A 22,307-nucleotide genomic window follows, 5' to 3' on the forward strand; every position below is an offset into this window, starting at 1 on the left:
ATCACCGTTTGCTTTTGATGATGGTGCCCAGGCCTTGCAGATAGGCCACCAGCGCGTCCATTTCGGTTTTGCCCTTCACGGCATCCTTGGCACCGGCGATATCTTCGTCGGTGTAGGGAACGCCGAGCGTGCGCAAGACTTCCATTTTCTTCGCGGTGTCCTTGCCGTCGAGCTTGTTTTCCACGAGGAACGGGTACGCCGGCATTTTCGACTCAGGCACGACGTTGCGCGGGTTGTACAAGTGCGCACGCTGCCAGTCATCGGAGTAACGACCGCCAACACGGGCCAGGTCCGGACCGGTACGCTTGGAACCCCACAGGAACGGGTGGTCCCAGACGCTTTCACCGGCGACCGAGTAGTGGCCGTAACGTTCGGTTTCAGCGCGGAACGGACGGATCATCTGCGAGTGGCAGCCGACACAACCATTGGCGATGTAAATGTCGCGGCCTTCCAGTTCAAGGGCGGTGCGAGGCTTCATGCCTTCGACCGGCTTGTTGGTGACGTCCTGGAAAAACAGCGGAACGATCTGGGTCAGGCCGCCGACGCTGACGGCGATGACCATGAAGAAGGCCAGCAGGCCAATATTCTTCTCGACTGCTTCATGCTTCATCAGTGAGCTCCAACTACAGCAATCTTGGCGGCGGCTTCGGCTTCAGCCGGGTTCGAGGCGCGAACGGTACGGAACACGTTGTAGGCCATGAACAGCATGCCGCTGGCGAAGAACGCACCGCCCAGGGCGCGAACGATGAAACCAGGGTGGCTGGCTTGCAGCGCTTCAACGAACGAGTAGGTCAGGGTGCCATCGTCGTTGATTGCACGCCACATCAGGCCCTGGGTGATGCCGTTGACCCACATCGACGCGATGTAGAGCACGGTACCGATGGTCGCGAGCCAGAAGTGGGTGTTGATCAGGCCGATGCTGTGCATCTGCGGGCGACCGAAGATTTTCGGGATCATGTGGTACAGCGCGCCGATCGAAATCATCGCAACCCAGCCCAAGGCACCGGCGTGTACGTGGCCGATGGTCCAGTCGGTGTAGTGCGACAGCGAGTTGACGGTCTTGATGGCCATCATCGGGCCTTCGAAGGTCGACATGCCGTAGAACGCCAGGGACACGACCAGGAAACGCAGGATCGGGTCGGTACGCAGCTTATGCCAGGCGCCCGACAGGGTCATCATGCCGTTGATCATGCCGCCCCAGCTCGGTGCCAGCAGGATGATCGACATCGCCATGCCCAGCGACTGAGCCCAGTCCGGCAGCGCGGTGTAGTGCAGGTGGTGCGGGCCGGCCCAGATGTACAGGGTGATCAGTGCCCAGAAGTGCACGATCGACAGGCGATACGAGTAGATCGGACGTTCGGCCTGTTTCGGAACGAAGTAGTACATCATCCCCAGGAAGCCGGTGGTCAGGAAGAAACCTACCGCGTTATGGCCGTACCACCACTGGATCATGGCATCCGTCGCACCGGCGTAGGCCGAGTAGGACTTGAAGAACGTGACCGGCAGCGAGGCGTGGTTGACGATGTGCAGCATCGCCGTCACGACGATGAAGGCACCGTAGAACCAGTTGCCCACGTAAATGTGCTTGGTCTTGCGCTTGGTGATGGTGCCGAAGAACACCAGACCGTAGGTGACCCAGACGATAGCCAGCAGGATAGCCAAGGGCCATTCCAGTTCCGCGTATTCCTTGGTGGTGGTGTAACCCAACGGCAAGGTAATGATCGCGCCGACGATCACCGCTTGCCATCCCCAGAAGGTGAAGGCCGCGAGGCTGTCGGAAATCAGTCGCGTTTGGCAGGTTCGCTGCACGACGTAGTAAGAAGTGGCAAACAATGCACAACCACCGAAGGCGAAAATCACCAGGTTGGTGTGCAGTGGGCGCAGGCGTCCAAAGCTCGTCCATGGCAGGCCGAAATTCAATTCCGGCCAGACCAGTTGCGAGGCGATGAAGACACCGAGCCCCATGCCAAGGATCCCCCAGACCACCGTCATGATGGCGAACTGGCGGACTACCTTATAGTTATAAGCAGTCGGACTGATTGCTGTGCTCATTCTAAGGTTCCACGGTTTGGGTGTTTTATTAGGGATAAAAATCGGCCGCAAGTATGGAGAAAGCGGGGGGTCATTGCAACGCGCCATGACCTGGGTCAATGCTTTCAAAAGCTGATTCTGCGGCCTTTCCATGCGCCGCGTAGGGACAAAATTGCCCTGTGGCAAAATGTCCCGGCGGACGAAAAAGGCGAGGGGGTCGGGTCAGTTGTAACTGGGTGTGTTCAAACGAGGAGGGCAGGTGACGGATGGCAATTTGCGCGACAGCCGGTATCTACCAGCCTTTGCGGCCTGTCACCCTGCACAATCGTCGAACGCTTCGGATACGCGTGGCCTGTGACCGGCTGTTGCCAGTCCGCTTCCGGGCAAGCTTAGACCCGAAACTTGAGAGTTGAAAGGCGGACCATCGGAGGGTGCGACACTTGGTCGCGCAGAGGCAGGGAACTGCCGCATCCGAGCGGATGCGGCAGTGAAGCAGTGAGGATTTACTCGCTTTTGGCTTGAGCCTGTGCAGATTCGGCGGAAGCGCCTTGCGACAGGCTGTACACGTAAGCGGCCAACAGTTGCACTTTGTCAGCGCCGAGCAGTTCGGCCTGCGCCGGCATGTGGCCCTGGCGACCATGGCGGATGGTCTGTTGTAGCTGCGCCAGGCTGGTGCCGTAGATGAAAGCTGCCGGTTTGGTCAGGTTGGGTGCGCCCATGATTTCCAGGCCCTGGCCAGTTGGGCCGTGACAGGCCGCGCAGGTGGTGCTGAACGTCTGTTGCCCGGCTTGCAGGTCTGCGTCGTTGTCGGCTGGCAGCGGCAGGCCGGCCAGGCCGTGACGAACATAGGCCGCGACGTTTTTCACGCCTGCCTCACCCAGCGCATCACCCCAGGCCGGCATCGCCGCAACGCGCCCGCCCATGATGGTGGCCTTGATGGTGTCGGCACTGCCGCCCCAGCGCCAGCTGCTGTCGGCCAGGTTCGGGAAGCCGAACGCGCCCTTGGCATCCGAGCCGTGGCAGACCGAGCAGTTGGATGCAAACAGGCGGCCGCCCATTTTCAACGCTTGCGGGTCTTTAGCGACTTCTTCTACGGACATGGCTGAGAATTTGGCGAAGATCGGCCCAAACTTGGCGTCGGCCTTGGCCATTTCCTTTTCCCATTCATGCACGCCGGTCCAGCCGTTTTCATAGCCGGGCAGGATGCCTTTCCAGTTACCCAGGCCCGGATAAAGGATCAGGTAACCGACGGAAAACACCAGCGTGCCGGCGAACAGCATGAACCACCATTGTGGCAATGGGTTGTCGTACTCCTCGATGCCGTCGAAGCTGTGGCCCATGGTCTGGTCGACGCTGCCCTTGGTCTCGCCCTTGCGGGTGCCGACCAGCAGCCAGGTCAGACCGATCAGGCTGCCAATGGTCAGTACGCAGATCCACGTACTCCAGAAGGTGGTCATGGCCGAATGCTCCTTGTTGCAGGCTCTTGGGGTTGCGAGTCATCAGGTTGAGTCCCGGCGGCGCCGGGCAACGGTTCGTCGGCGAACGGCAGCAGCCGTGCCTGGGCGAACTCCGGGTTGCGTTTGGCATTGAAGACCCATATCGACAGGCCGATGAAGGCGATCATCACCACCAGCGTGCCCAGGCCACGGATCATTCCAGTACTGAGTTCAAAACCCATGGCTCACCTCTTGCTCTTGATAACGGTGCCGAGCACTTGCAGGTAGGCGACCAGTGCGTCCATTTCGGTCTTGCCCTTGAGCGAGGCCGTGGCGCCCTCGATATCGGCGTCGGTGTACGGCACGCCCAGGGTGCGCATGGCCCGGATCTTGGTTTCGGTCAGGCTGCTGTCCAGTGGTCGGGTGACCAGCCATGGGTAGGCGGGCATTTTCGACTCGGGCACAACGTTGCGCGGGTTGAACAGGTGAGCGCGGTGCCAGTCGTCCGAGTAGCGCGCGCCTACGCGGGCCAGGTCTGGACCGGTACGCTTGGAACCCCACAGGTGCGGGTGGTCCCAGACGCTTTCGCCGGCGACCGAGTAGTGGCCGTAGCGTTCGGTTTCGGCGCGGAACGGGCGGATCATCTGGGTATGGCAACCCACGCAACCTTCGCGGATGTAGATGTCACGGCCTTCCAGTTGCAAGGCGGTGTAGGGCTTCATGCCCTCGACCGGCTTGTTGGTGACGTCCTGGAAGAACAGTGGAACGATCTGGGTCAAACCGCCGATGCTGACGGCGAAGACCATCAGCAGCATCAGCAGGCCGACGTTTTTTTCAATTGTTTCGTGTCTCATGGCGGGACTCCTCAGGCCATCTGCGCAGCGGCGGCGACTTCAGCGGGCTCGGCGGACCGCACGGTGCGCCAGACGTTGTAGGCCATCAGCAACATGCCGGTGAGGAAGATCGCACCGCCCATCAGCCGCACGACGAAGCCTGGGTGGCTGGCCACCAGGGTTTCGACGAAGGAGTAGGTCAGGGTGCCGTCTTCGTTGACTGCGCGCCACATCAGGCCTTGGGCGATGCCGTTGACCCACATCGACGCGATGTAGAGCACGGTGCCGATGGTCGCGAGCCAGAAGTGCGCGTTGATCAGGCCGATGCTGTGCATCTGCGGGCGACCGAAGATTTTCGGGATCATGTGGTACAGCGCACCGATCGAAATCATCGCAACCCAGCCCAAGGCGCCAGCGTGTACGTGGCCGATGGTCCAGTCGGTATAGTGGGACAGGGCGTTGACGGTCTTGATGGCCATCATCGGGCCTTCGAAGGTCGACATGCCGTAGAACGCCAGGGACACGACCAGGAAGCGCAGGATCGGGTCGCTGCGCAACTTATGCCAAGCGCCCGAGAGCGTCATCATGCCGTTGATCATGCCGCCCCAGCTCGGTGCCAGCAGTACCAGCGACATCACCATGCCCAGCGACTGAGCCCAGTCCGGCAGCGCGGTGTAGTGCAGGTGGTGCGGGCCGGCCCAGATGTAGAGGGTGATCAGTGCCCAGAAGTGCACGATCGACAAGCGATAGGAGTACACCGGACGCTCGGCCTGTTTCGGCACGAAGTAGTACATCATCCCCAGGAAACCGGCAGTGAGGAAGAAGCCTACGGCGTTATGGCCGTACCACCACTGAACCATGGCGTCGGTTGCACCGGCGTACACCGAGTAGGACTTGGTCAGGCTGACCGGCAGTTCCAGGTTGTTGACGATGTGCAGAATCGCCACGGTGATGATGAACGCGCCGAAGAACCAGTTGCCCACGTAGATGTGCTTGGTCTTGCGCTTCATCAGCGTGCCGAAGAACACGATGGCGTAAGCGACCCAGACGATGGTGATCAGGATGTCGATCGGCCATTCCAGCTCGGCGTACTCCTTGGTGCTGGTGTAGCCCAGTGGCAGGCTGATGGCCGCCAGCAGGATCACCAGTTGCCAGCCCCAGAACGTGAACGCGGCGATTTTCGGCGCGAACAGTTGGGCCTGGCAGGTGCGTTGCACCGAGTAGAAGGAGCAGGCGAACAGTGCGCAACCACCGAAGGCGAAGATCACCGCGTTGGTGTGCAGCGGGCGCAGGCGACCGAAGCTGGTCCACGGCAGGTTGAAGTTGAGTTCGGGCCAGACCAATTGAGCTGCGAGAAAAACCCCGAGCCCCATGCCGACGATGCCCCACACCACCGTCATAATGGCGAATTGGCGGACCACCTTGTAGTTATAGGCGGTACTTACAGAAGTGTTCATGGTTCCCCATCCACGGTTCAGGCGAAATCAATGCGCGCTTGCGCGAGGCAAGACGCTTCCTTCGCCTGGAGTTATAGGCAGACTAAAAAGCGAGGCAAGCATGGACAAAGAGCACAATGCCAGTATTGACGGGGATCAATGGGCGCAGTGCGTGCAGGATCACGGTTGGCTGTGGGATAGCGCCTCATCGGCGGTGTCGGGCGCACCGGTGACCTTGATCCTTGCCCATGGCGCGGGCGCGCCGATGGACAGCAGCTTCATGGCCGACATCGCTGCACGCCTTGCCACACAAGGCGTCAACGTGCTGCGTTTCGAGTTTCCGTACATGGCGCAACGGCGTCTGGATGGCAGCAAGCGCCCACCCAATCCGGCCCCGAAACTGCTCGAGTGCTGGCGTGAGGTGTACGCCCAGGTGCGACGCCATGTCACTGGGCGCCTGGCCATCGGCGGCAAGTCCATGGGCGGGCGCATGGCCAGTTTGCTGGTGGATGAGCTGGGCGCCGACAGGCTGGTGTGTTTGGGTTATCCATTTTATGCGGTGGGCAAGCCGGAGAAACCTCGGGTCGAGCATCTGGCCGGGTTGAAAACGCCGACGTTGATTGTGCAGGGTGAGCGTGATGCGCTGGGTAACCGCCAGGCAGTAGAAGGTTACGTATTGTCACCGAGCATCGAGGTGTTCTGGCTGGCGGCGGGAGACCATGATTTGAAGCCACTGAAGGCCTCGGGGTTTACCCATGAGCAGCATTTGACAGCTGCGGCGGGGAAGGTGGTCGAATTTCTGCTGTGACCGTTGTAGTGGCCGTCAAGGTCGCATTCGCGAGAAAGATCGCGAACGAGGCCTGACAGTCAGTATTACTTGCGCTCTGGGATGAGCGGCGGAGGGTTCACCCACTACAGTGTCATGTTGAATGTGCCTGCTGCGTCTAAATGCTTATGAAGGTCGAGGTATCGGACTCGGAACTCTCCTTGAAGCTTACCCGTCCGTGGGTCGAGCTTAATGGTGAGTTCGGCAACATCAGGGGCGGAATTAACGAGTATTGGTCCATTGTCGATTGTGTATACAATTGCAGCGTCTAGGCCTTTCCCGAACGTGCCCTCATACTCGTAGGTCTCCACCATCAGTTCTTCGTCGAGGTAAGGCACTAGAAATATAAAACCGAGATAATTCGGCTGATCAACCAAATAATTGTAATTGGCTCCGTTAATTCGCCAGTATTTTTTGCCCATTCCTATATCGGCCGGCCACTCTGGGTGGCCGTAGAGTGTAATTTTCGCGAATCTTGCAAACTCACCAATAATTTGATCTTCGCCTTGGCCTTGGGTCCAACGGAAATCGTTGTCAGGCGGTTGGCTTTCGCCATCTTTCGGAATGAAGTGTTCATGTACTTGCATTTTTAAGACGCTCCCTGAAGTTTAAACCGTGCACCAGTGACCAACGGGTGTGTTGGCCATTCGGCTAATAGATACTCCTGTGAAAGTTGACGGTCTACTGTCAACTCTGACAGCTATTCACCGGGCGATAAGTATGCTGGTTGACTTGCTGGTGATTATTAGAGGGTGGGGCGGCACTGATTTGCGATAGGCCAGAAATGAAAAACCCGAAAGTTTAACCTTTCGGGTTTTTTGTTATGGGTGTGCCAGGTATGGCGCGTAAGCGCAACCAGTTTGGCTGTGGTGGTCACGCTACTGACTTGGAGGTAAAAATCCTCTACGGAACCGTACGTACGGTGGTGAGGGGGCGGCGGGGCAACCCCGCCTCTTGCTCGATCAATAAGGGTTAGCGGTTAAAGCGCTCCACCAACGAGTACTGCGTGTGAGCCGTGCGGGTCAGCTCTTCACTCAGTTTTGCCGAGTGTTGGGCTTGTTCCGAGGTCTGGTCGGCGAGGGCGGCGATGGTGCTGATGTTGCGGCTGATCTCCTCGGCTACCGAGCTTTGCTCTTCGGTCGCGGCGGCGATCTGGGTGGTCATGTCGGTGATGTTGGCCACCGCTTCGCTGATTCCCACCAGCGCCTGGTCCGCTTCAAGCACGCGCGCCACGCCTTCTTCGGCCTGACGATGGCCGGCTTCCATGGTTTGCACCGCGGAACTGGCGGTTTGCTGGAGCTTGGCGATCAGGGTGTGAATCTGCCCGGTGGATTCGCTGGTACGTTGCGCCAGTTGACGAACCTCGTCGGCCACCACTGCAAACCCCCGGCCCATTTCACCGGCGCGGGCCGCTTCGATAGCGGCGTTTAGGGCCAGCAGGTTGGTCTGGTCGGCAATGCCTTTGATCACATCGACCACGCCGCCGATTTCGTCGCTGTCCTTGGCCAGTTGGGTCACGGTCAGGCCGGTTTCGCCGACTACTTCCGAGAGGCGCTGAATGGCTTCGCGGGTTTCACCGGCAATGTCGCGGCCGCGACCGGTCAGGCGATTGGCTTCCTGGGTGGCGTCAGCGGTGCGCTGCACGTGGCTGGCGACTTCCTGGGTGGTGGCGGCCATCTGGTTGACGGCGGTGGCCACTTGCTCGGTCTCGACGCGCTGGCGTTCCAGGCCGCTGGAGCTGTTGTGCGCCAGGGTGTCGGACTGTTTCGCTTGCTCGGTCAGGTGTTCGGCCGTGTCCTGCAGGCGGGTCAGGCAGGTTTTCAGGCGTGCCTCCTGGCTGAGGATGGACATTTCCAGGCGCGCCTGCGCGCCACGGCTGTCGGTGTACATCTGCGCAATCAGCGGGTCGGAGGTGGTCTGCTCGGCCAGGCGCAGCAGGCGCTTGAGGCCGCGTTGTTGCCAGCTCAGGCCCATCAGGCCCAGTGGAACGGAGAGGCCGGCAGCCAGGACAAAGCCCCAATGAGAATTCAGGGATGCGCCGATCATGAAGCTCAGTTGGCTGACCAGAATAAACGGCAGCCAGTCCTGCAGCACGGGCAGCCATTTATCGGTTTTTGGAATAGCGGACTTGCCCTGGTTGATGCGTTGGTAGAGTGCTTCGGCGCGGCGGATCTGCTCGGCGGTAGGCTTGACCCGCACCGACTCGTAACCGATCACCTGATTGCCGTCGAACACCGGTGTCACGTAGGCGTTAACCCAGTAGTGGTCACCGGTCTTGCAGCGATTCTTGACAATGCCCATCCATGGCAAGCCTTGTTTCAGTGTGCCCCACATGTGCGCGAAGACCGCAGCCGGGACGTCGGGGTGACGAACCAGGTTGTGCGGCGCACGGATCAGGTCCTCACGAGAAAACCCGCTGATTTCGACGAAAGCGTCGTTGCAGTAGGTGATCACGCCTTTTGCGTCGGTTGTCGAGATCAACCGTTGCTGAGCCGGGAAGGTCCGTTCGCGTTGTGTTATGGGCTGGTTATTACGCATGGCTTTTTCAATCCGCAAGGCTTTGAAAGGTTGTCGGCGGCGACATGAATATATTGAAATAAAATTTCAATATTTGAGTACGGTGTCTCACTGGCGCGCTTGGCGTCGGGCAGTGTTTGACGTAGATGGCGAAGGGTAAGTCTGGCTTGAGAGGGGCACGGTGTTCATCCTGAACGGTGACGGCGCTGATCTCGACCGTGAGGCCTTCAGCGCCAGGGTATTGAAAAATTATCGGGCCAGCATCGGGTAGGTAAACAGACCGAAGTGCAGCAGGTTCAAGCCGAAGTGGGTGGCGATGGCTGCACTCAGGCCGCCAAAGCGGTACGCCAGACCATAGCCGACCCCGGCAATGCTTGCCAAGAGCACCCATTGCCAGCCAGCGCCCGCGTGAACGAGGCCGAATAGCAGGGCGGCGCACAGCAGGGCCATGTGTTCGCCATGGCGCAGGTGTTTCCACTGGCGGCTCAGGCCGCCCTGGATGTAACCGCGAAACAGCGCTTCCTCGACCAGCGTTACCAGCAACATGTTATTGAGTACCCAGAGCCAGGCCTGGTCGGGCCATTTGGGCGCCCAGCCGATCATGCCCAGCAGCATCGCGCCACCCAGGGCGGCAATGACGCTCAGGGGCAGCGCCACGGCGGTGGCAGACAATGACAGGCGCAGGGAGCGGCGGCCGACAATCCATGGGCAGGCCAGCAACAGCCAAAAGCCAATCAGGGGTTTGTCCTGATTCAGGTACAGGGAGAACGGCACGGCATCGTCGGTGAAGCGTTGTGGGGCAATGGCGCGACCGTTGTAGAAACCGGGCAGCCAGTGCATGGCCAGTGCAAGCGCCAGGACCACGAACAGCGCGTGACCGAAATAGCGGGCGTAACGGTGTTGCTGCTGGCGTACGGCAATGCCGGAACCCACCAGCAGTGCGACGGGTATCGCCGCCAGCCAGCCCAGTTGCCCGTAGATGAGCGCCCAGCCGTAGCCGGTGCAGAGGAGTGCCAGATAGGTCCATGGCAGTGCGGGCATTCGAGAATCCTTGTGGTGCGGGGTTTTGCGTGAAAGCAGGGAAAGCATCGCCGTCGAGGCGATTCGCGGGGCGTGATTATAACGGCATGTGTCTTGTAGGACAGCCCAACAAGAAAACACTGCCTGAAGTAATACCTGTCAGTTAAGGCGTACAACCTGTGGGAGCGGGCTTGCTCGCGAAAGCGGCGTCACAGTCAACATTGATGCTGAATGCAATGCCCTCTTCGCGAGCAAGCCCGCTCCCACCGGTTACGTACCTTGACTGACTGGCATTACGCCCGAAGGCAGTGCTTTTGCCTGTGCAACGTCAGGATGCAATCAACTGTCGCAGTACGTAATGCAGGATCCCTCCGGCCTTGAAGTATTCGACTTCGTTTAGCGTATCGATCCGGCACAGCACCTCGATTTTCTCGCTGCTACCGTCCTCTCGGGTGATCACCAGCGGCAGGTTCATGCGCGGCGTCAACTCGACGCCGGTCAGGCCCTGAATGCTCAGGGTTTCCTTGCCGGTCAGGTTCAGGCTTTTGCGGTTTTGGTCGAGTTTGAACTGCAACGGCAACACGCCCATGCCCACCAGGTTGGAGCGGTGAATCCGTTCGAAGCTCTCGGCGATCACCGCTTTGACGCCCAGCAGGTTGGTGCCCTTGGCGGCCCAGTCGCGGCTGGAGCCGGTGCCATATTCCTGGCCGGCGATCACCACCAGCGGCGTGCCCGATGCCTGATAACGCATGGCTGCGTCGTAGATCGGCAGCTTCTCGCCGGTCGGAATGTAGACCGTGTTGCCACCTTCTTCGCCACCGAGCATTTCGTTACGAATACGGATGTTGGCAAAGGTACCGCGCATCATCACTTCGTGGTTGCCACGGCGTGAGCCGTAGGAGTTGAAGTCGCGCGGCTCCACACCCTGTTCGCGCAGGTAACGCCCGGCCGGGCTGTCAGCCTTGATGTTGCCGGCAGGGGAGATGTGGTCGGTGGTCACCGAGTCGCCCAGCAGGGCCAGTATCCGCGCACCGCTCACGTCCTTGATCACCGGTGGCGGGCCAGCGATGTCGTCGAAAAACGGCGGATGCTGGATGTAGGTGGAGTCCTTCTGCCACACGTATGTCGCCGCTTGCGGCACTTCAATCGCTTGCCACTGTGCGTCACCGGCAAACACTTCAGCGTATTCCTTGTGGAACATGGCGGTGTCGACTTGCGCCACCGCGTCGGCGATCTCCTTGCTGCTGGGCCAGATATCGCGCAAATAGACGGGGTTGCCGTCCTTGCCGGTGCCGAGGGGTTCGCTGCTGATGTCCAGTCGCACGCTGCCGGCCAGCGCATAGGCAACGACCAGCGGCGGGGACGCGAGCCAATTGGTTTTCACCAGTGGATGCACGCGGCCTTCGAAGTTGCGGTTGCCGGACAACACCGAGGCGACGGCCAGGTCGCAGCTTTGAATGGCCTTCTCAATGGGTTCCAGCAACGGCCCGGAGTTACCGATGCAGGTGGTGCAGCCATAGCCGACCAAGGAAAACCCCAGTTGGTCCAGATACTGGGTCAGGCCGGCGGCCTTGTAGTAGTCGGTGACCACTTTGGAGCCAGGCGCCAGAGAACTCTTCACCCAAGGTTTGCGTTTGAGGCCTTTCTCCACGGCTTTTTTCGCCACCAGCCCGGCCGCCATCATCACGCTCGGGTTGGAGGTGTTGGTGCAAGAGGTGATGGCAGCAATCACCACGGCGCCGTTTTTCAGGCGATAGGTCTGGCCTTCATACTCATAGTCCGTTTCGCCGATGAGGTCGGCATTGCCAACGGCAACCCCGCCACCTCCTTCGCTTTCAAGACGGCCTTCTTCCTTGCTGGTGGGGCGGGTGGGCTTGACTTGCAGGCCGAGGAAGTCAGTGAACGCCTGAGCGACATTCGGCAGCGACACCCGGTCCTGTGGGCGCTTCGGTCCGGCAAGGCTGGCTTCGACGCTGCCCATGTCCAGCGCCAGACTGTCGGTGAACACCGGTTCTTTGCCCGGCAGGCGCCACAGGCCCTGGACCTTGCTGTAGGCCTCGACCAGTTTCACGGTCGCGGCGGGGCGGCCGGACAAGCGCAGGTACTCCAGCGTGACGTCGTCCACCGGAAAGAAGCCGCAGGTGGCGCCATATTCCGGGGCCATGTTGGCGATGGTCGCGCGGTCCGCCAGCGGCAGTTCGGCGAGGCCGTCACCGTAGAATTCGACGAATTTGCCGACCACGCCTTTCTTGCGCAACATCTGGGTGACGGTCAGGACCAGGTCGGTGGCGGTGATGCCTTCCTTGAGCTTGCCGGTGAGTTTGAAGCCGATCACTTCCGGGATCAGCATCGACACTGGTTGGCCAAGCATCGCCGCTTCCGCCTCGATGCCGCCCACGCCCCAGCCGAGCACGCCGAGGCCGTTGATCATGGTGGTGTGGGAATCGGTGCCCACCAGGGTGTCCGGGAAGGCATAGGTGCGGCCGTCTTCATCCTTGGTCCAGACCGTGCGGCCCAGGTATTCCAGGTTGACCTGATGACAGATGCCGGTGCCCGGTGGCACGACGCTGAAGTTGTCGAAGGCGCTCTGGCCCCAGCGCAGGAAGGCGTAGCGTTCGCCGTTGCGCTGCATTTCGATGTCGACGTTCTGGGTGAAAGCGGTGCTGCTGGCGAATTTGTCGACCATCACCGAGTGGTCGATCACCAGGTCCACCGGGGACAACGGATTGATACGCTGCGGATCGCCACCGGCCTTGGCCATGGCGGCGCGCATGGCCGCGAGGTCGACCACGGCGGGTACGCCGGTGAAATCCTGCATCAGTACCCGCGCCGGGCGGTATTGGATCTCGCGGTCGCTGCGGCGCTCCTTGAGCCAGGCGGCGAGGGCCTTGAGGTCGGCGCCGGTGACGGTTTTCTCGTCTTCCCAGCGCAGCAGGTTTTCCAGCAGGACTTTGAGCGACATCGGCAGCGTGTCCAGATCGCCCAGGCTTTTGGCGGCTTCCGGCAGGCTGAAATAGTGGTAGGTCTTGTCGTCGACTTGTAAGGTTTTAAGGGTTTTCAGGCTATCGAGGGACGGCATTGAAATGACTCCTTTAAGTCCGCACGGCTACGGACTGACGGGGCGGGCAGAGCTTTAAACCTAGCCCTGTTTTAAGTAGCTGGCTAATAACTGGACTCTATAGACACGTTCAAGGTTGCGAACTCGGCTATCATGCGCCGGTTTTCGTGACAGGCTTTGCTTCAACGCAAGCCTGGGCATCGCGCAGTGGCTGAATGTCTCGCCATCTGCCCAGGAGTAAGAATGAACATCCTATTTATGCATTGCCGGCCCGGCTTCGAAGGCGAAGTCTGCTCGGAAATTTCCGAGCACGCCGCGCGGTTGAATGTGGCCGGTTATGCCAAGGCCAAGACCAGCAGCGCCTGCGCTGAGTTTGTCTGCACCGAAGAAGACGGCGCCGAACGCCTGATGCGCGGCCAGCGCTTTGCCGAACTGATCTTCCCGCGACAATGGGCGCGGGGCATGTTCATCGACCTGCCGGAAACCGATCGCATCAGCGTGATCCTGGCTCACATGGCAGACTTCCCGACCTGCGGCAGCCTGTGGCTGGAAATGGTCGATACCAACGATGGCAAAGAGCTGTCGAACTTCTGCAAAAAGTTCGAAGTTCACCTGCGCAAGGCGCTGATGGCGGCCGGCAAACTGGTGGAAGACGCCAGCAAGCCGCGTTTGCTGCTGACCTTCAAAAGCGGCCGCGAGGTGTTCATGGGCCTGGCCGAGGCCAACAACTCGGCGATGTGGCCGATGGGCATTCCACGTCTGAAGTTCCCCCGCGAAGCGCCTAGCCGTTCGACCCTCAAGCTGGAGGAGGCGTGGCACCACTTCATCCCACGCGAGCAGTGGGACGAGCGCCTGCACAGCGACATGACCGGCGTTGACCTGGGCGCAGCCCCCGGTGGCTGGACCTGGCAACTGGTCAACCGAGGTATGTTGGTGACCGCCATCGACAACGGCCCGATGGCCGAGAGCCTGATGGACACAGGGTTGGTGCAGCACTTGATGGCTGACGGCTTTACCTTCAAGCCCAGGCAGCCGGTGGACTGGATGGTCTGCGACATCGTCGAGAAGCCAGCGCGCAACGCGGCGATGCTGGAAGAGTGGATCGGTGAAGGTCATTGCCGCGAGGCGGTGGTCAACCTGAAGTTGCCGATGAAGCAGCGCTACGCTGAAGTGAAGCGCCTGCTGGAACGCATCGCCGACGGTTTCAAGGAGCGCGGCATCAAGGTCGACATCGGCTGCAAGCAGCTGTACCACGACCGCGAAGAAGTGACCTGCCACTTGCGTCGGCATGATGTGAGTAAGCCTAAAAAGCGCTGAACCATGGTGTAGGCGTTGGCCTTTGTGGCGAGGGAGCTTGCTCCCGCTGGGCTGCGAAGCAACCCTTATACCAGCGACTCAGTATCAGCAGGCACGCACACTGCGTGCACAGGTTTTGCGACGGCTTCGCCGCCGAGCGGGAACAAGCTCCCTCGCCACAGTTGCGGGCTGTACGATCTGTTAAGAGAGCCGGCTTTGCGCGACAATGCCGGCTAGTTTCAGGAGTGAATCATGAGTGAACTGATCGACGCGCCGGTTGACGGCACCCTCGACGCCACCGGGCTCCATTGCCCGGAGCCGGTGATGATGCTGCACCAGCACATCCGCGACCTGCCGCCCGGCGGTCTGCTCAAGGTGATTGCCACGGACCCTTCGACCCGTCGCGACATCCCCAAGTTTTGCGTGTTCCTGGACCATGAACTGGTCGAGCAACTTGAAGAGTCCGGCATCTACCTGTACTGGATTCGCAAGAAGTCCAATTAATGGACCTCAAAAAGAAGGCCTGCATATGCAGGCCTTTTTTACGGTCGATTAACGCGTCCGCTGACTGAGGCGGATGCGCTTGCGCGCACTGCGTGTCAGTCGAATCGACAGCATCAGCGCCGCGCAGCTCAAGCCCGCAATCAAACCTTCCCACAGCCCGCTCGGGCCGCTGGCCGGGCCGAACCAGTCGGTCAGCCCCAGCACGTAACCCACCGGCAAACCAATCCCCCAGTAAGCGAATAGCGTCAGGATCATCGTCACCCGCGTGTCCTGATAGCCGCGCAAGGCGCCGGCGCAGATCACCTGGATAGCATCGGAGAACTGGTACAGCGCGGCATACACAATCAACATCGAGGCGATCTGGATCACCGTCTTGTCGGCGGTGTAGATCGAGGCGATCGGTTCACGCAGAAGCAGAATCAGGCTTGCCGAGAACGCGGCAAACACCAGCGCCGCGCCCAGCCCGACCTTCGCCGCAAAGCGCGCCTGATAAGGGTTGCCGGCCCCCAGCGCCTGGCCGACCCGTACGGTAACCGCCATCCCCAGGGAATACGGAATCATGAACAGCAGCGAGCTGATGTTCAGGGCGATCTGATGCCCGGCCACGATGGTCGACCCAAGGCTGCCGATCAGCAGGGCAATGACGGCGAAGATGCTGGACTCGGCGAACACCGCGATGCCGATTGGCAGGCCAATGCTGACCAGGCGTTTGATCACGGCCCACTGCGGGCGATCGAAACGCACCAGCACGCGGGTGCGGGCATAGAAGGGCGCCCAACGGGTCCAGCCGGCCATGCTCAGTGCCATGAACCACATGACGATGCCGCTGGCCCAGCCGCAACCGACGCCGCCGAGTGCCGGCAGGCCGAAATGGCCATAGATCAGCGCATAGTTCAGCGGGATATTGAGCAGCAGGCCGCACAGGCCAATGACCATGCTCGGACGCGTGCGGCCCATGCCATCGCTGTAGCAACGAAACACGTAGTAGAAGGCAATGCCCGGGAAGCCCAAGGCGATACCTTGCAGATAGCCCATGCTGGGTTCGATCAACTGCGGATCGACTTTCATCCAGTGCAGGATGGGCTCGGCGCTGAGCAGCAGGCCGCTGGCGATCAATCCGACACAGAGCGCCAGCCACAATGCCTGGCGTACTAGCGGCCCGATTTCTGTGTGTTTGTCACCGCCAAAGCGTTGGGCGATCTTGGGGGTGGTCCCCAGCAGGATGCCGGACATCAGCAGGTAGATCGGAATCCAAATCGAATTACCCAGCGCCACGGCGGCCAGGTCCCTCGGGCTGACCCGACCGGCCATCACCGCATCGACGAAGCCCATGGCCGTAGTGGCCAGTTGCGCAATCATGATGGGAAAGGCCAGGTTGAGCAGGCCCTTGAGCTCCAGGCGAATCCTGTCCGGGCGGGTGAGGGGGAGGTCGGCGGGGCATTGAGTTACAGAATTCACAAGCAGAGCGTCCAGGGAAAGGTGATGCGCGGGGCGGCGCATTCTACGCGTCGACGCAGTGGTCAGGAGAATTCCCGTGTTGGGGATTTGTAAGCGACGCAATGACGCATCGCTGGCCCATTACGTTGCACAACGCCTACACTGCGGCTCCGCGAAAGGAGCCTGCCATGCTGATTGTTGCCGACGAAAATATTCCGTTGCTCGATGCCTTCTTCGAAGGTTTCGGCGAAATCCGCCGCGTGCCGGGGCGTTCCATTGACCGTGCGACGGTCGAGCAGGCCGACGTACTGCTGGTGCGTTCGGTGACGAACGTCGACTGCACGTTGCTTGAAGGCAGCAAGGTGCGTTTTGTCGGCACCTGCACCATCGGTACCGATCACCTGGACCTGGATTACTTCCAGCAGGCTGGCATCACCTGGTCCAGCGCACCGGGTTGCAATGCGCGAGGCGTGGTCGACTACGTTCTGGGCAGCCTGCTGACGCTGGCGGAAATCGAAGGTGTCGAATTGCCCCAGCGCACCTACGGCGTGATCGGCGCCGGTGAAGTCGGTGGGCGGCTGGTCAAGGTCTTGCGAGGCCTGGGCTGGAATGTGCTGGTCTGCGATCCGCCACGTCAGTGTGCGGAAAACGACGGCTACGTCAGCCTGCAACAGATCATCGAGCAGTGCGACGTCATCAGCCTGCACACGCCGTTGAGCAAAACCGGCGACTCGCCAACCTGGCACCTGTTCGACAAGGCGCGTTTGAACCAGCTCAAGCCGGGTGCGTGGCTGATCAACGCCAGTCGCGGTCCGGTGGTGGACAATACCGCCCTGCGTGAAGTGCTGCTGGAACGCGAAGACCTGCAAGCGGTGCTGGACGTCTGGGAAGGTGAGCCGAGTGTCGATATCGGCCTGGCTGAACTCTGTGTGATCGCCACGCCGCACATCGCCGGGTACAGCCTCGATGGCAAGCAGCGCGGTACGGCGCAGATCTATCAGGCGTTTTGCCAGTTCCTCGGTCAGGCACCTCAAGTCAGCCTTGATGCTTTGTTGCCGGCGCCCTGGCTGGCTCAGGTTCATTTGAACGCCAGCAGCGACCCGGCCTGGGCGCTGGCCATGATGTGCCGTGCGGTGTACGACCCGCGCCGCGACGATGCAGACTTCCGCCGTAGCCTGGTGGTGAGCGGTGCCGAGCAGCGCAAGGCCTTCGACCTGTTGCGCAAACACTACCCTGAGCGCCGCGAGCTTGACGGGCTGAAGGTGCGAATCGAGGGGCATTCACCTGAGTTGCGGCAGATCGTGGCGGCTTTGGGTGCAACGGCTGTCTAGAGAACGAGTTGGGCCATTTGCGAGCAGGCTCGCTCCCACATTTGAACTCAGTCGTATATAGAGGCTGTATCGACTGGAGATTTACTGTGGGAGCGATCCGGCGATGGTCACACCGCAGTTTCTGGATCAACACCCATAAAAAACCCGGCCAACCAGGGCCGGGTCAAGAAGACGGTGGCTATATCACTTTTGTTTGGCAGGCTTGACCAATCGCTGTTCCAGTTCGCGGCACGCGCTCTGGATCATGTCTTCAGTGATCGGTACTTCGCGCCCTTGAGCGTCGATAATGGCGCACCCCAGAGACTGGTGTGGCTGTGTGCGGATCACTTGAATCTTGTCATCGCTGCGGTGTTGCAAGGACATGGCCTGTCTCCTCATCAGGGGGTGCTGTTACTTTAAATGCGCCACATGAACGGGCTGTGACAGTTGCGGGCCTGCTCCATGACGTCTTCTTCAGTCCACCAGAAATCCTGGTGTCCTGCCAGTCGGACTTTAGACCATTAACATCTAGGCTCTAGTGTCAGTGGTCATATTTAACCTGACTCATTGTGATTCACCGCGGGTTGAGCGATGCAGGCTTGATCACGTTTTATTCTTTTAGAGTGTTCAACCGGATGATCCCGATGCTTTCTGCTCGTCACCGCCGCGCCATACGCCTGGCCAGCCATTTCATTGCGCCCTACCGTTGGCAGGCGCTGGGTGCCTTGCTGGCCCTGGTCGTCACGGCCGGTATCACCTTGTCCATGGGGCAGGGCATTCGCCTGCTGGTAGACCAGGGTTTCATGACCCGGTCACCGCACCTGCTGAACCAGTCTATTGGCCTGTTCATGCTGCTGGTGCTGGGCCTGGCCGTCGGCACATTTGCACGGTTCTATCTGGTGTCCTGGATCGGTGAGCGTTGCGTGGCGGACATCCGTCGCCAAGTGTTCAATCATCTGATTTACCTGCATCCGGGGTTTTACGAGAACAACCGCAGCTCCGAGATCCAGTCGCGCCTGACCGCCGACACCACGTTGCTGCAATCGGTCATCGGCTCCTCGCTGTCGCTGTTCTTGCGCAACGCCCTGATGGTGATCGGCGGGATTGTCCTGCTGTTCATCACCAACCCCAAACTCACCAGCATTGTGGTGGTGGCGTTGCCGTTGGTGCTGGCGCCGATTCTGATTTTCGGCCGACGGGTGCGCGGCTTGTCGCGCTTGAGTCAGGACCGGATTGCCGATGTTGGCAGCTACGTCTCTGAAACCCTTGGCCAGATCAAGACAGTGCAGGCCTACAACCATCAGGTGCAGGATGAACAGCGCTTCGCCGTCACGGTAGAGGAGGCGTTCAACACTGCACGCAAGCGCATCGTCCAGCGTGCGTGGCTGATTACGCTGGTGATCATGCTGGTCCTCGGTGCGGTCGGGGTGATGCTCTGGGTTGGCGGCATGGACGTGATCGCCGGGCGCATCTCCGGTGGTGAACTGGCGGCGTTCGTCTTCTACAGCCTGATCGTTGGCGGTGCCTTCGGAACCCTGAGCGAAGTGATCGGTGAGTTGCAGCGAGCGGCCGGCGCGGCCGAACGGATTGCCGAACTGCTGCGTTCGGAAAACATCATTCAGCCGCCAGCAACCGGTCTTGTGACCTTGCCTGAGCGGGTGCGCGGTGAGTTGCAGTTGCAGGCTGTGCGGTTTTCCTATCCCTCGCGTCCTGAAAGCTATGCCGTCGACGGTTTGAGCCTGAACATTAACGCCGGTGAAACCCTGGCACTGGTCGGGCCTTCGGGGGCGGGCAAGTCGACGGTCTATGACCTGTTGCTGCGCTTCTATGATCCGGTCGAGGGCAAAATCCTGCTTGATGGCGTGCCGTTGACCCAGCTCGATCCGCTGGACCTGCGCCGTTGTTTTGCCTTGGTTTCGCAAAGCCCCGCGTTATTTTTTGGCAGTGTCGAAGAGAACATCCGCTACGGCAACCCGACCGCGACGCTGGAGCAGGTCAAGGATGCAGCGAAGATTGCCTACGCCCACGACTTCATCGAGAAAATGCCCAACGGTTACCAGACTCACCTCGGCGATGGTGGCCTCGGTCTTTCGGGTGGTCAGCGGCAGCGCCTGGCCATTGCTCGCGCCTTGCTGGTGGATGCGCCGATTCTGCTGCTGGACGAAGCCACCAGCGCCCTTGATGCCCAGAGCGAGCATTTGATCCAGCAAGCCTTGCCGAGCCTGATGAAAAACCGCACCACGCTGGTCATCGCTCATCGCCTGGCCACGGTAAAGAATGCCGACCGGATCGCAGTGATGGACCAAGGCAAGCTGGTCGCGGTGGGCACCCATCAGGAGCTGATCGCCAGCAATGCCCTGTATGCACGGCTGGCAGCGTTGCAGTTCAGCGACGGGCGAGACGTCTCGACCGACCCGCTCACCCATTAGGAAGCCGCCCCGGTAGGTCCTGGAAAATATCGGACTTGTAGGCGCCAGGCGCGATCGCTATGAAAAATGCCCGCATCGAACGATGCGGGCATTTTTTTGCGGTCTCGGAAGAACCGCTTGCAGCTTAAAGCTTGCCGCTGTTACTGATCATCAAAGTACCGTTCATGCCAGTCCACCAGCGGCTGTGGCGAGTTGAGCTTCTGGCCGTAGATCACCGAGTAGGACAGCACGTTCTGCACGTACTGGCGGGTTTCGTCGAACGGGATGCTTTCCACCCAGACGTCGAAGCTCAAGTGGTCGGCGCCACGCAACCATTGGCGCACGCGGCCGGGGCCGGCGTTGTAGGCCGCGGAAGCGAGCACGCGGTTGCCATTGAACTGGCTGTGAACCTGGCTCAGGTAAGCGGCGCCGAGCTGGATGTTTTTGTCCGGGTCCAGCACTTGCTGCGGCGAGGCCAGGGGAATGCTGAACTTGCGCGCGGTTTCCTTGGCGGTGCCAGGCATCAGTTGCATCAGGCCGCTGGCACCGACGCCGGAGCGGGCGTCGTCCATGAAGGCGCTTTCCTGACGGGTGATGGCGAACACCCAGCTCGAATGCAGGCCGCGGACCTTGGCTTCGCGCACCAGTGTGTCGCGGTGGGCCATCGGGAAGCGGATGTCCAGATCGTCCCAGTACTGTGCCTGGCTGATGGTGCGGATGGCCGGGAAGTACCATTTCAGGTCGTAGGCCAATTTGGCCTGGGCGACCATTTCGTCACGGCTGAAGTGGCGGCTGACGTGATACCACTCGCGACGGCCATCGACGATCTGCCCGCGAGCGTGGAACTCCAGCGCGCGGCGCACGCCCGGCGTATTGCGGACCTTGTTGATCAGCGTCTGGCTCAGCACCAGCGGTTTGTTGGTCAGCGAGTAGGCCGATTTGGAGCGGTCAGCGGCCAGGAACCCGTAGAAATCACGCTCGCGAGCGAGGTTTTTGTACAGAGTTTGCGCTTCCGGGTTTTGCGGCTGGGCCAGTTCGAGGCTGCGGGCCTGCCAGTAGCGCCAGCGGTTGGTGGTGGCGAGGTCTTGCGGCAAGCGACGGGTCAGTTGGTACGCATCGTCCCAGCGCGCCAGGCGCAGCAGCAGGCGCAGGCGCCATTCGGACACAGTGTTGTCGCGCAGCTCCGGGTCGTACTTGGTCATCACGTCGAGGGCGCGACTGTCGAAACGTCGCGCCAGGGTAAGGCCGATTTCCCGAGCGATGGCGACTTTTTCGTCGCGCGAGAAGTGCATGCTGCTGGCATAGCTGTCGAGCAGGTCCATCGCCCTGTCCGGGTCCTGGCGCGCCAGGCGCCGCAGACCAAGGCTGACCACATCAGACATCGCCTCGTCGGCCGGGGTGAAGCGCGAAGGTTGGCTGAGCAGTTCGGGTTTCTGCGCGACATCGATCAGCAGGCGGCCGCGTGGTGCGAGGGTGCTCAGGCCATTGGTCAGGCTGCTGGCCAGTGCATAGTTGCGTGCCTGAGCCGCCAGCTTGACCCGTTCCCAGCGTTTTTTCTCGGTCAGTTGGCCTTCGGCGGCCCATTGCACGAATAGCGCATCACACGCGGCTGGCTGGGACTTGCCGGTCAGCCAGAGTTTTTCGGTGTTGGCGTAGCCTTCGGACTTGAGATTGTGGCTGATCTGGTACTGGGCATTGAGGCAATCCAGCTCGGTAAAGTTGAGCTTGGGGTCGTAATACTTGACGAAGGTCGCCCATTCACCGCGATCTGCCAGCCAGCGCAACCAGCGAAGTTTCATCCAGTTGGCCTGGGGCAGGTCGCCATGCTCGGCGAGGAATTTCTCGATTTCGGCGTTGTTCGCGGTCTTCAGGCGCGCGGTCAGTTCGTCATAGGCCAGGTACGGCTCCAGCGGGTAATCGCTGAGGGCCTGGCTATAGCGAAAATACGGGCCGGTATCACCCTTGGCCAAGGCACGCTTGGCCTCATCGTAATACTGGCGCTGGGTGGACAGGTCTACGGCCTGGGCAGACTGAACGGCAGTGGCCGAGAGAAGCAGACAAGATAAAAAGCTGAAAAGGCGACTGCGCATGAGACATCCGGGCAGAGAAATCATGACAAGTGCCAGCAGGTGCCAGCACTGATTGCCTGTAGCTTAGCCTTTTGCCAGCAACCGGCGAAAGCTTTGCCGGCCTGT

Annotated in this window: 18 protein-coding genes; 5 read left to right on the forward strand and 13 right to left on the reverse strand. The window is 60.6% G+C overall.

Translation table 11 applies throughout. The features are described from left to right. Window position 1: 1 nt before the first annotated feature. From ccoO (AC1Z1G_RS09310) to ccoN (AC1Z1G_RS09335), 6 genes are all read right to left on the reverse strand, one after another. Window positions 2-610 (reverse strand): cytochrome-c oxidase, cbb3-type subunit II, encoded by a 609-nt coding sequence (ccoO, locus tag AC1Z1G_RS09310; protein WP_010456412.1) that lies wholly within the window; start codon window positions 608-610, stop codon window positions 2-4. Next, window positions 610-2,052, reverse strand: a complete 1,443-nt coding sequence (gene ccoN, locus AC1Z1G_RS09315) for a cytochrome-c oxidase, cbb3-type subunit I (RefSeq protein ID WP_483626580.1) — start codon at window positions 2,050-2,052, stop codon at window positions 610-612. The genes ccoO (AC1Z1G_RS09310) and ccoN (AC1Z1G_RS09315) overlap by 1 nt, the downstream gene beginning before the upstream one ends. Before the next feature lie 482 nt (window positions 2,053-2,534). Continuing rightward, a complete protein-coding gene (ccoP, locus tag AC1Z1G_RS09320; protein ID WP_483626582.1) occupies window positions 2,535-3,488 on the reverse strand; it encodes a cytochrome-c oxidase, cbb3-type subunit III in 954 nt (317 codons plus the stop codon). Continuing rightward, complete coding sequence (locus AC1Z1G_RS09325) at window positions 3,485-3,709, reverse strand: cbb3-type cytochrome oxidase subunit 3 (RefSeq protein ID WP_483626584.1); 225 nt, start codon at window positions 3,707-3,709, stop codon at window positions 3,485-3,487. Before AC1Z1G_RS09325 ends, ccoP begins: the two co-directional genes overlap by 4 nt. 3 nt (window positions 3,710-3,712) lie before the next feature. Next, window positions 3,713-4,321, reverse strand: coding sequence for a cytochrome-c oxidase, cbb3-type subunit II (gene ccoO, locus AC1Z1G_RS09330; protein ID WP_347905099.1), 609 nt, complete (start codon window positions 4,319-4,321; stop codon window positions 3,713-3,715). A gap of 11 nt (window positions 4,322-4,332) precedes the next feature. After that, complete coding sequence (ccoN, locus tag AC1Z1G_RS09335; protein WP_483626586.1) at window positions 4,333-5,757, reverse strand: cytochrome-c oxidase, cbb3-type subunit I; 1,425 nt, start codon at window positions 5,755-5,757, stop codon at window positions 4,333-4,335. 100 nt (window positions 5,758-5,857) lie between these two features. On the opposite strand from ccoN (AC1Z1G_RS09335), the gene AC1Z1G_RS09340 reads away from it, so the two are divergent. Next, a complete protein-coding gene (locus tag AC1Z1G_RS09340) occupies window positions 5,858-6,544 on the forward strand; it encodes an alpha/beta family hydrolase (protein ID WP_483626588.1) in 687 nt (228 codons plus the stop codon). Between the two features lie 104 nt (window positions 6,545-6,648). On the opposite strand, the gene AC1Z1G_RS09345 is transcribed toward AC1Z1G_RS09340, so the two are convergent. The 4 genes from AC1Z1G_RS09345 to acnA all read right to left on the reverse strand — a co-directional run bounded on the left by AC1Z1G_RS09345 (window position 6,649) and on the right by acnA (window position 13,178). After that, entirely contained in the window at window positions 6,649-7,149 is a 501-nt protein-coding gene (locus tag AC1Z1G_RS09345; protein ID WP_483626590.1) for a hypothetical protein, read from the reverse strand. Between the two features lie 385 nt (window positions 7,150-7,534). Further along, window positions 7,535-9,100, reverse strand: a complete 1,566-nt coding sequence (locus tag AC1Z1G_RS09350) for a methyl-accepting chemotaxis protein (RefSeq protein WP_483626592.1) — start codon at window positions 9,098-9,100, stop codon at window positions 7,535-7,537. A 228-nt stretch (window positions 9,101-9,328) separates the two neighbouring features. Continuing rightward, window positions 9,329-10,120 (reverse strand): lysostaphin resistance A-like protein, encoded by a 792-nt coding sequence (locus AC1Z1G_RS09355; RefSeq protein ID WP_483626594.1) that lies wholly within the window; start codon window positions 10,118-10,120, stop codon window positions 9,329-9,331. 307 nt (window positions 10,121-10,427) lie between these two features. Then, window positions 10,428-13,178 carry an aconitate hydratase AcnA gene (gene acnA, locus AC1Z1G_RS09360; RefSeq protein ID WP_483626596.1) on the reverse strand — a complete coding sequence of 917 codons (2,751 nt, stop codon included), beginning with the start codon at window positions 13,176-13,178 and terminating at the stop codon, window positions 10,428-10,430. A 222-nt stretch (window positions 13,179-13,400) separates the two neighbouring features. Here acnA and rlmM point away from each other — a divergent pair, with 222 nt between their 5' ends. Both rlmM and tusA read left to right on the forward strand, forming a co-directional pair. After that, window positions 13,401-14,474 (forward strand): 23S rRNA (cytidine(2498)-2'-O)-methyltransferase RlmM, encoded by a 1,074-nt coding sequence (rlmM, locus tag AC1Z1G_RS09365; protein WP_483626598.1) that lies wholly within the window; start codon window positions 13,401-13,403, stop codon window positions 14,472-14,474. A 231-nt stretch (window positions 14,475-14,705) separates the two neighbouring features. Continuing rightward, window positions 14,706-14,957 carry a sulfurtransferase TusA gene (gene tusA / locus AC1Z1G_RS09370; protein ID WP_483626600.1) on the forward strand — a complete coding sequence of 84 codons (252 nt, stop codon included), beginning with the start codon at window positions 14,706-14,708 and terminating at the stop codon, window positions 14,955-14,957. Window positions 14,958-15,005: 48 nt separating this feature from the next. On the opposite strand, the gene AC1Z1G_RS09375 is transcribed toward tusA, so the two are convergent. After that, window positions 15,006-16,415: an MATE family efflux transporter gene (locus AC1Z1G_RS09375; protein WP_483626602.1), complete on the reverse strand. Its 1,410-nt coding sequence runs from the start codon at window positions 16,413-16,415 to the stop codon at window positions 15,006-15,008. Window positions 16,416-16,582: 167 nt separating this feature from the next. On the opposite strand from AC1Z1G_RS09375, the gene pdxB reads away from it, so the two are divergent. After that, window positions 16,583-17,725: a 4-phosphoerythronate dehydrogenase PdxB gene (gene pdxB, locus AC1Z1G_RS09380; RefSeq protein ID WP_483626604.1), complete on the forward strand. Its 1,143-nt coding sequence runs from the start codon at window positions 16,583-16,585 to the stop codon at window positions 17,723-17,725. Window positions 17,726-17,908: 183 nt separating this feature from the next. On the opposite strand, the gene AC1Z1G_RS09385 is transcribed toward pdxB, so the two are convergent. Beyond that, a complete protein-coding gene (locus AC1Z1G_RS09385; RefSeq protein ID WP_483626606.1) occupies window positions 17,909-18,088 on the reverse strand; it encodes a PA1571 family protein in 180 nt (59 codons plus the stop codon). A 251-nt stretch (window positions 18,089-18,339) separates the two neighbouring features. On the opposite strand from AC1Z1G_RS09385, the gene AC1Z1G_RS09390 reads away from it, so the two are divergent. Further along, window positions 18,340-20,133: an ABC transporter transmembrane domain-containing protein gene (locus AC1Z1G_RS09390; RefSeq protein WP_483626608.1), complete on the forward strand. Its 1,794-nt coding sequence runs from the start codon at window positions 18,340-18,342 to the stop codon at window positions 20,131-20,133. A gap of 140 nt (window positions 20,134-20,273) precedes the next feature. Here AC1Z1G_RS09390 and AC1Z1G_RS09395 read toward each other — a convergent pair whose 3' ends face one another. Continuing rightward, window positions 20,274-22,202: a transglycosylase SLT domain-containing protein gene (locus AC1Z1G_RS09395; RefSeq protein WP_483626610.1), complete on the reverse strand. Its 1,929-nt coding sequence runs from the start codon at window positions 22,200-22,202 to the stop codon at window positions 20,274-20,276. Between the last annotated feature and the right edge of the window lie 105 nt (window positions 22,203-22,307).

Source organism: Pseudomonas sp. JL27(2026), from assembly GCF_056933555.1.

Coding starts and splice junctions, on each gene's coding strand:
- AC1Z1G_RS09355 (WP_483626594.1), bottom strand. CDS start 10,120: ATGCCCGCACTGCCATGGACCTATCTGGCACTCCTCTGCACCGGCTAC.
- ccoN (WP_483626586.1), bottom strand. CDS start 5,757: ATGAACACTTCTGTAAGTACCGCCTATAACTACAAGGTGGTCCGCCAA.
- pdxB (WP_483626604.1), top strand. CDS start 16,583: ATGCTGATTGTTGCCGACGAAAATATTCCGTTGCTCGATGCCTTCTTC.
- AC1Z1G_RS09350 (WP_483626592.1), bottom strand. CDS start 9,100: ATGCGTAATAACCAGCCCATAACACAACGCGAACGGACCTTCCCGGCT.
- ccoP (WP_483626582.1), bottom strand. CDS start 3,488: ATGACCACCTTCTGGAGTACGTGGATCTGCGTACTGACCATTGGCAGC.
- AC1Z1G_RS09325 (WP_483626584.1), bottom strand. CDS start 3,709: ATGGGTTTTGAACTCAGTACTGGAATGATCCGTGGCCTGGGCACGCTG.
- tusA (WP_483626600.1), top strand. CDS start 14,706: ATGAGTGAACTGATCGACGCGCCGGTTGACGGCACCCTCGACGCCACC.
- rlmM (WP_483626598.1), top strand. CDS start 13,401: ATGAACATCCTATTTATGCATTGCCGGCCCGGCTTCGAAGGCGAAGTC.
- AC1Z1G_RS09390 (WP_483626608.1), top strand. CDS start 18,340: ATGATCCCGATGCTTTCTGCTCGTCACCGCCGCGCCATACGCCTGGCC.
- AC1Z1G_RS09385 (WP_483626606.1), bottom strand. CDS start 18,088: ATGTCCTTGCAACACCGCAGCGATGACAAGATTCAAGTGATCCGCACA.
- ccoN (WP_483626580.1), bottom strand. CDS start 2,052: ATGAGCACAGCAATCAGTCCGACTGCTTATAACTATAAGGTAGTCCGC.
- AC1Z1G_RS09395 (WP_483626610.1), bottom strand. CDS start 22,202: ATGCGCAGTCGCCTTTTCAGCTTTTTATCTTGTCTGCTTCTCTCGGCC.
- acnA (WP_483626596.1), bottom strand. CDS start 13,178: ATGCCGTCCCTCGATAGCCTGAAAACCCTTAAAACCTTACAAGTCGAC.
- AC1Z1G_RS09345 (WP_483626590.1), bottom strand. CDS start 7,149: ATGCAAGTACATGAACACTTCATTCCGAAAGATGGCGAAAGCCAACCG.
- AC1Z1G_RS09340 (WP_483626588.1), top strand. CDS start 5,858: ATGGACAAAGAGCACAATGCCAGTATTGACGGGGATCAATGGGCGCAG.
- ccoO (WP_347905099.1), bottom strand. CDS start 4,321: ATGAGACACGAAACAATTGAAAAAAACGTCGGCCTGCTGATGCTGCTG.
- ccoO (WP_010456412.1), bottom strand. CDS start 610: ATGAAGCATGAAGCAGTCGAGAAGAATATTGGCCTGCTGGCCTTCTTC.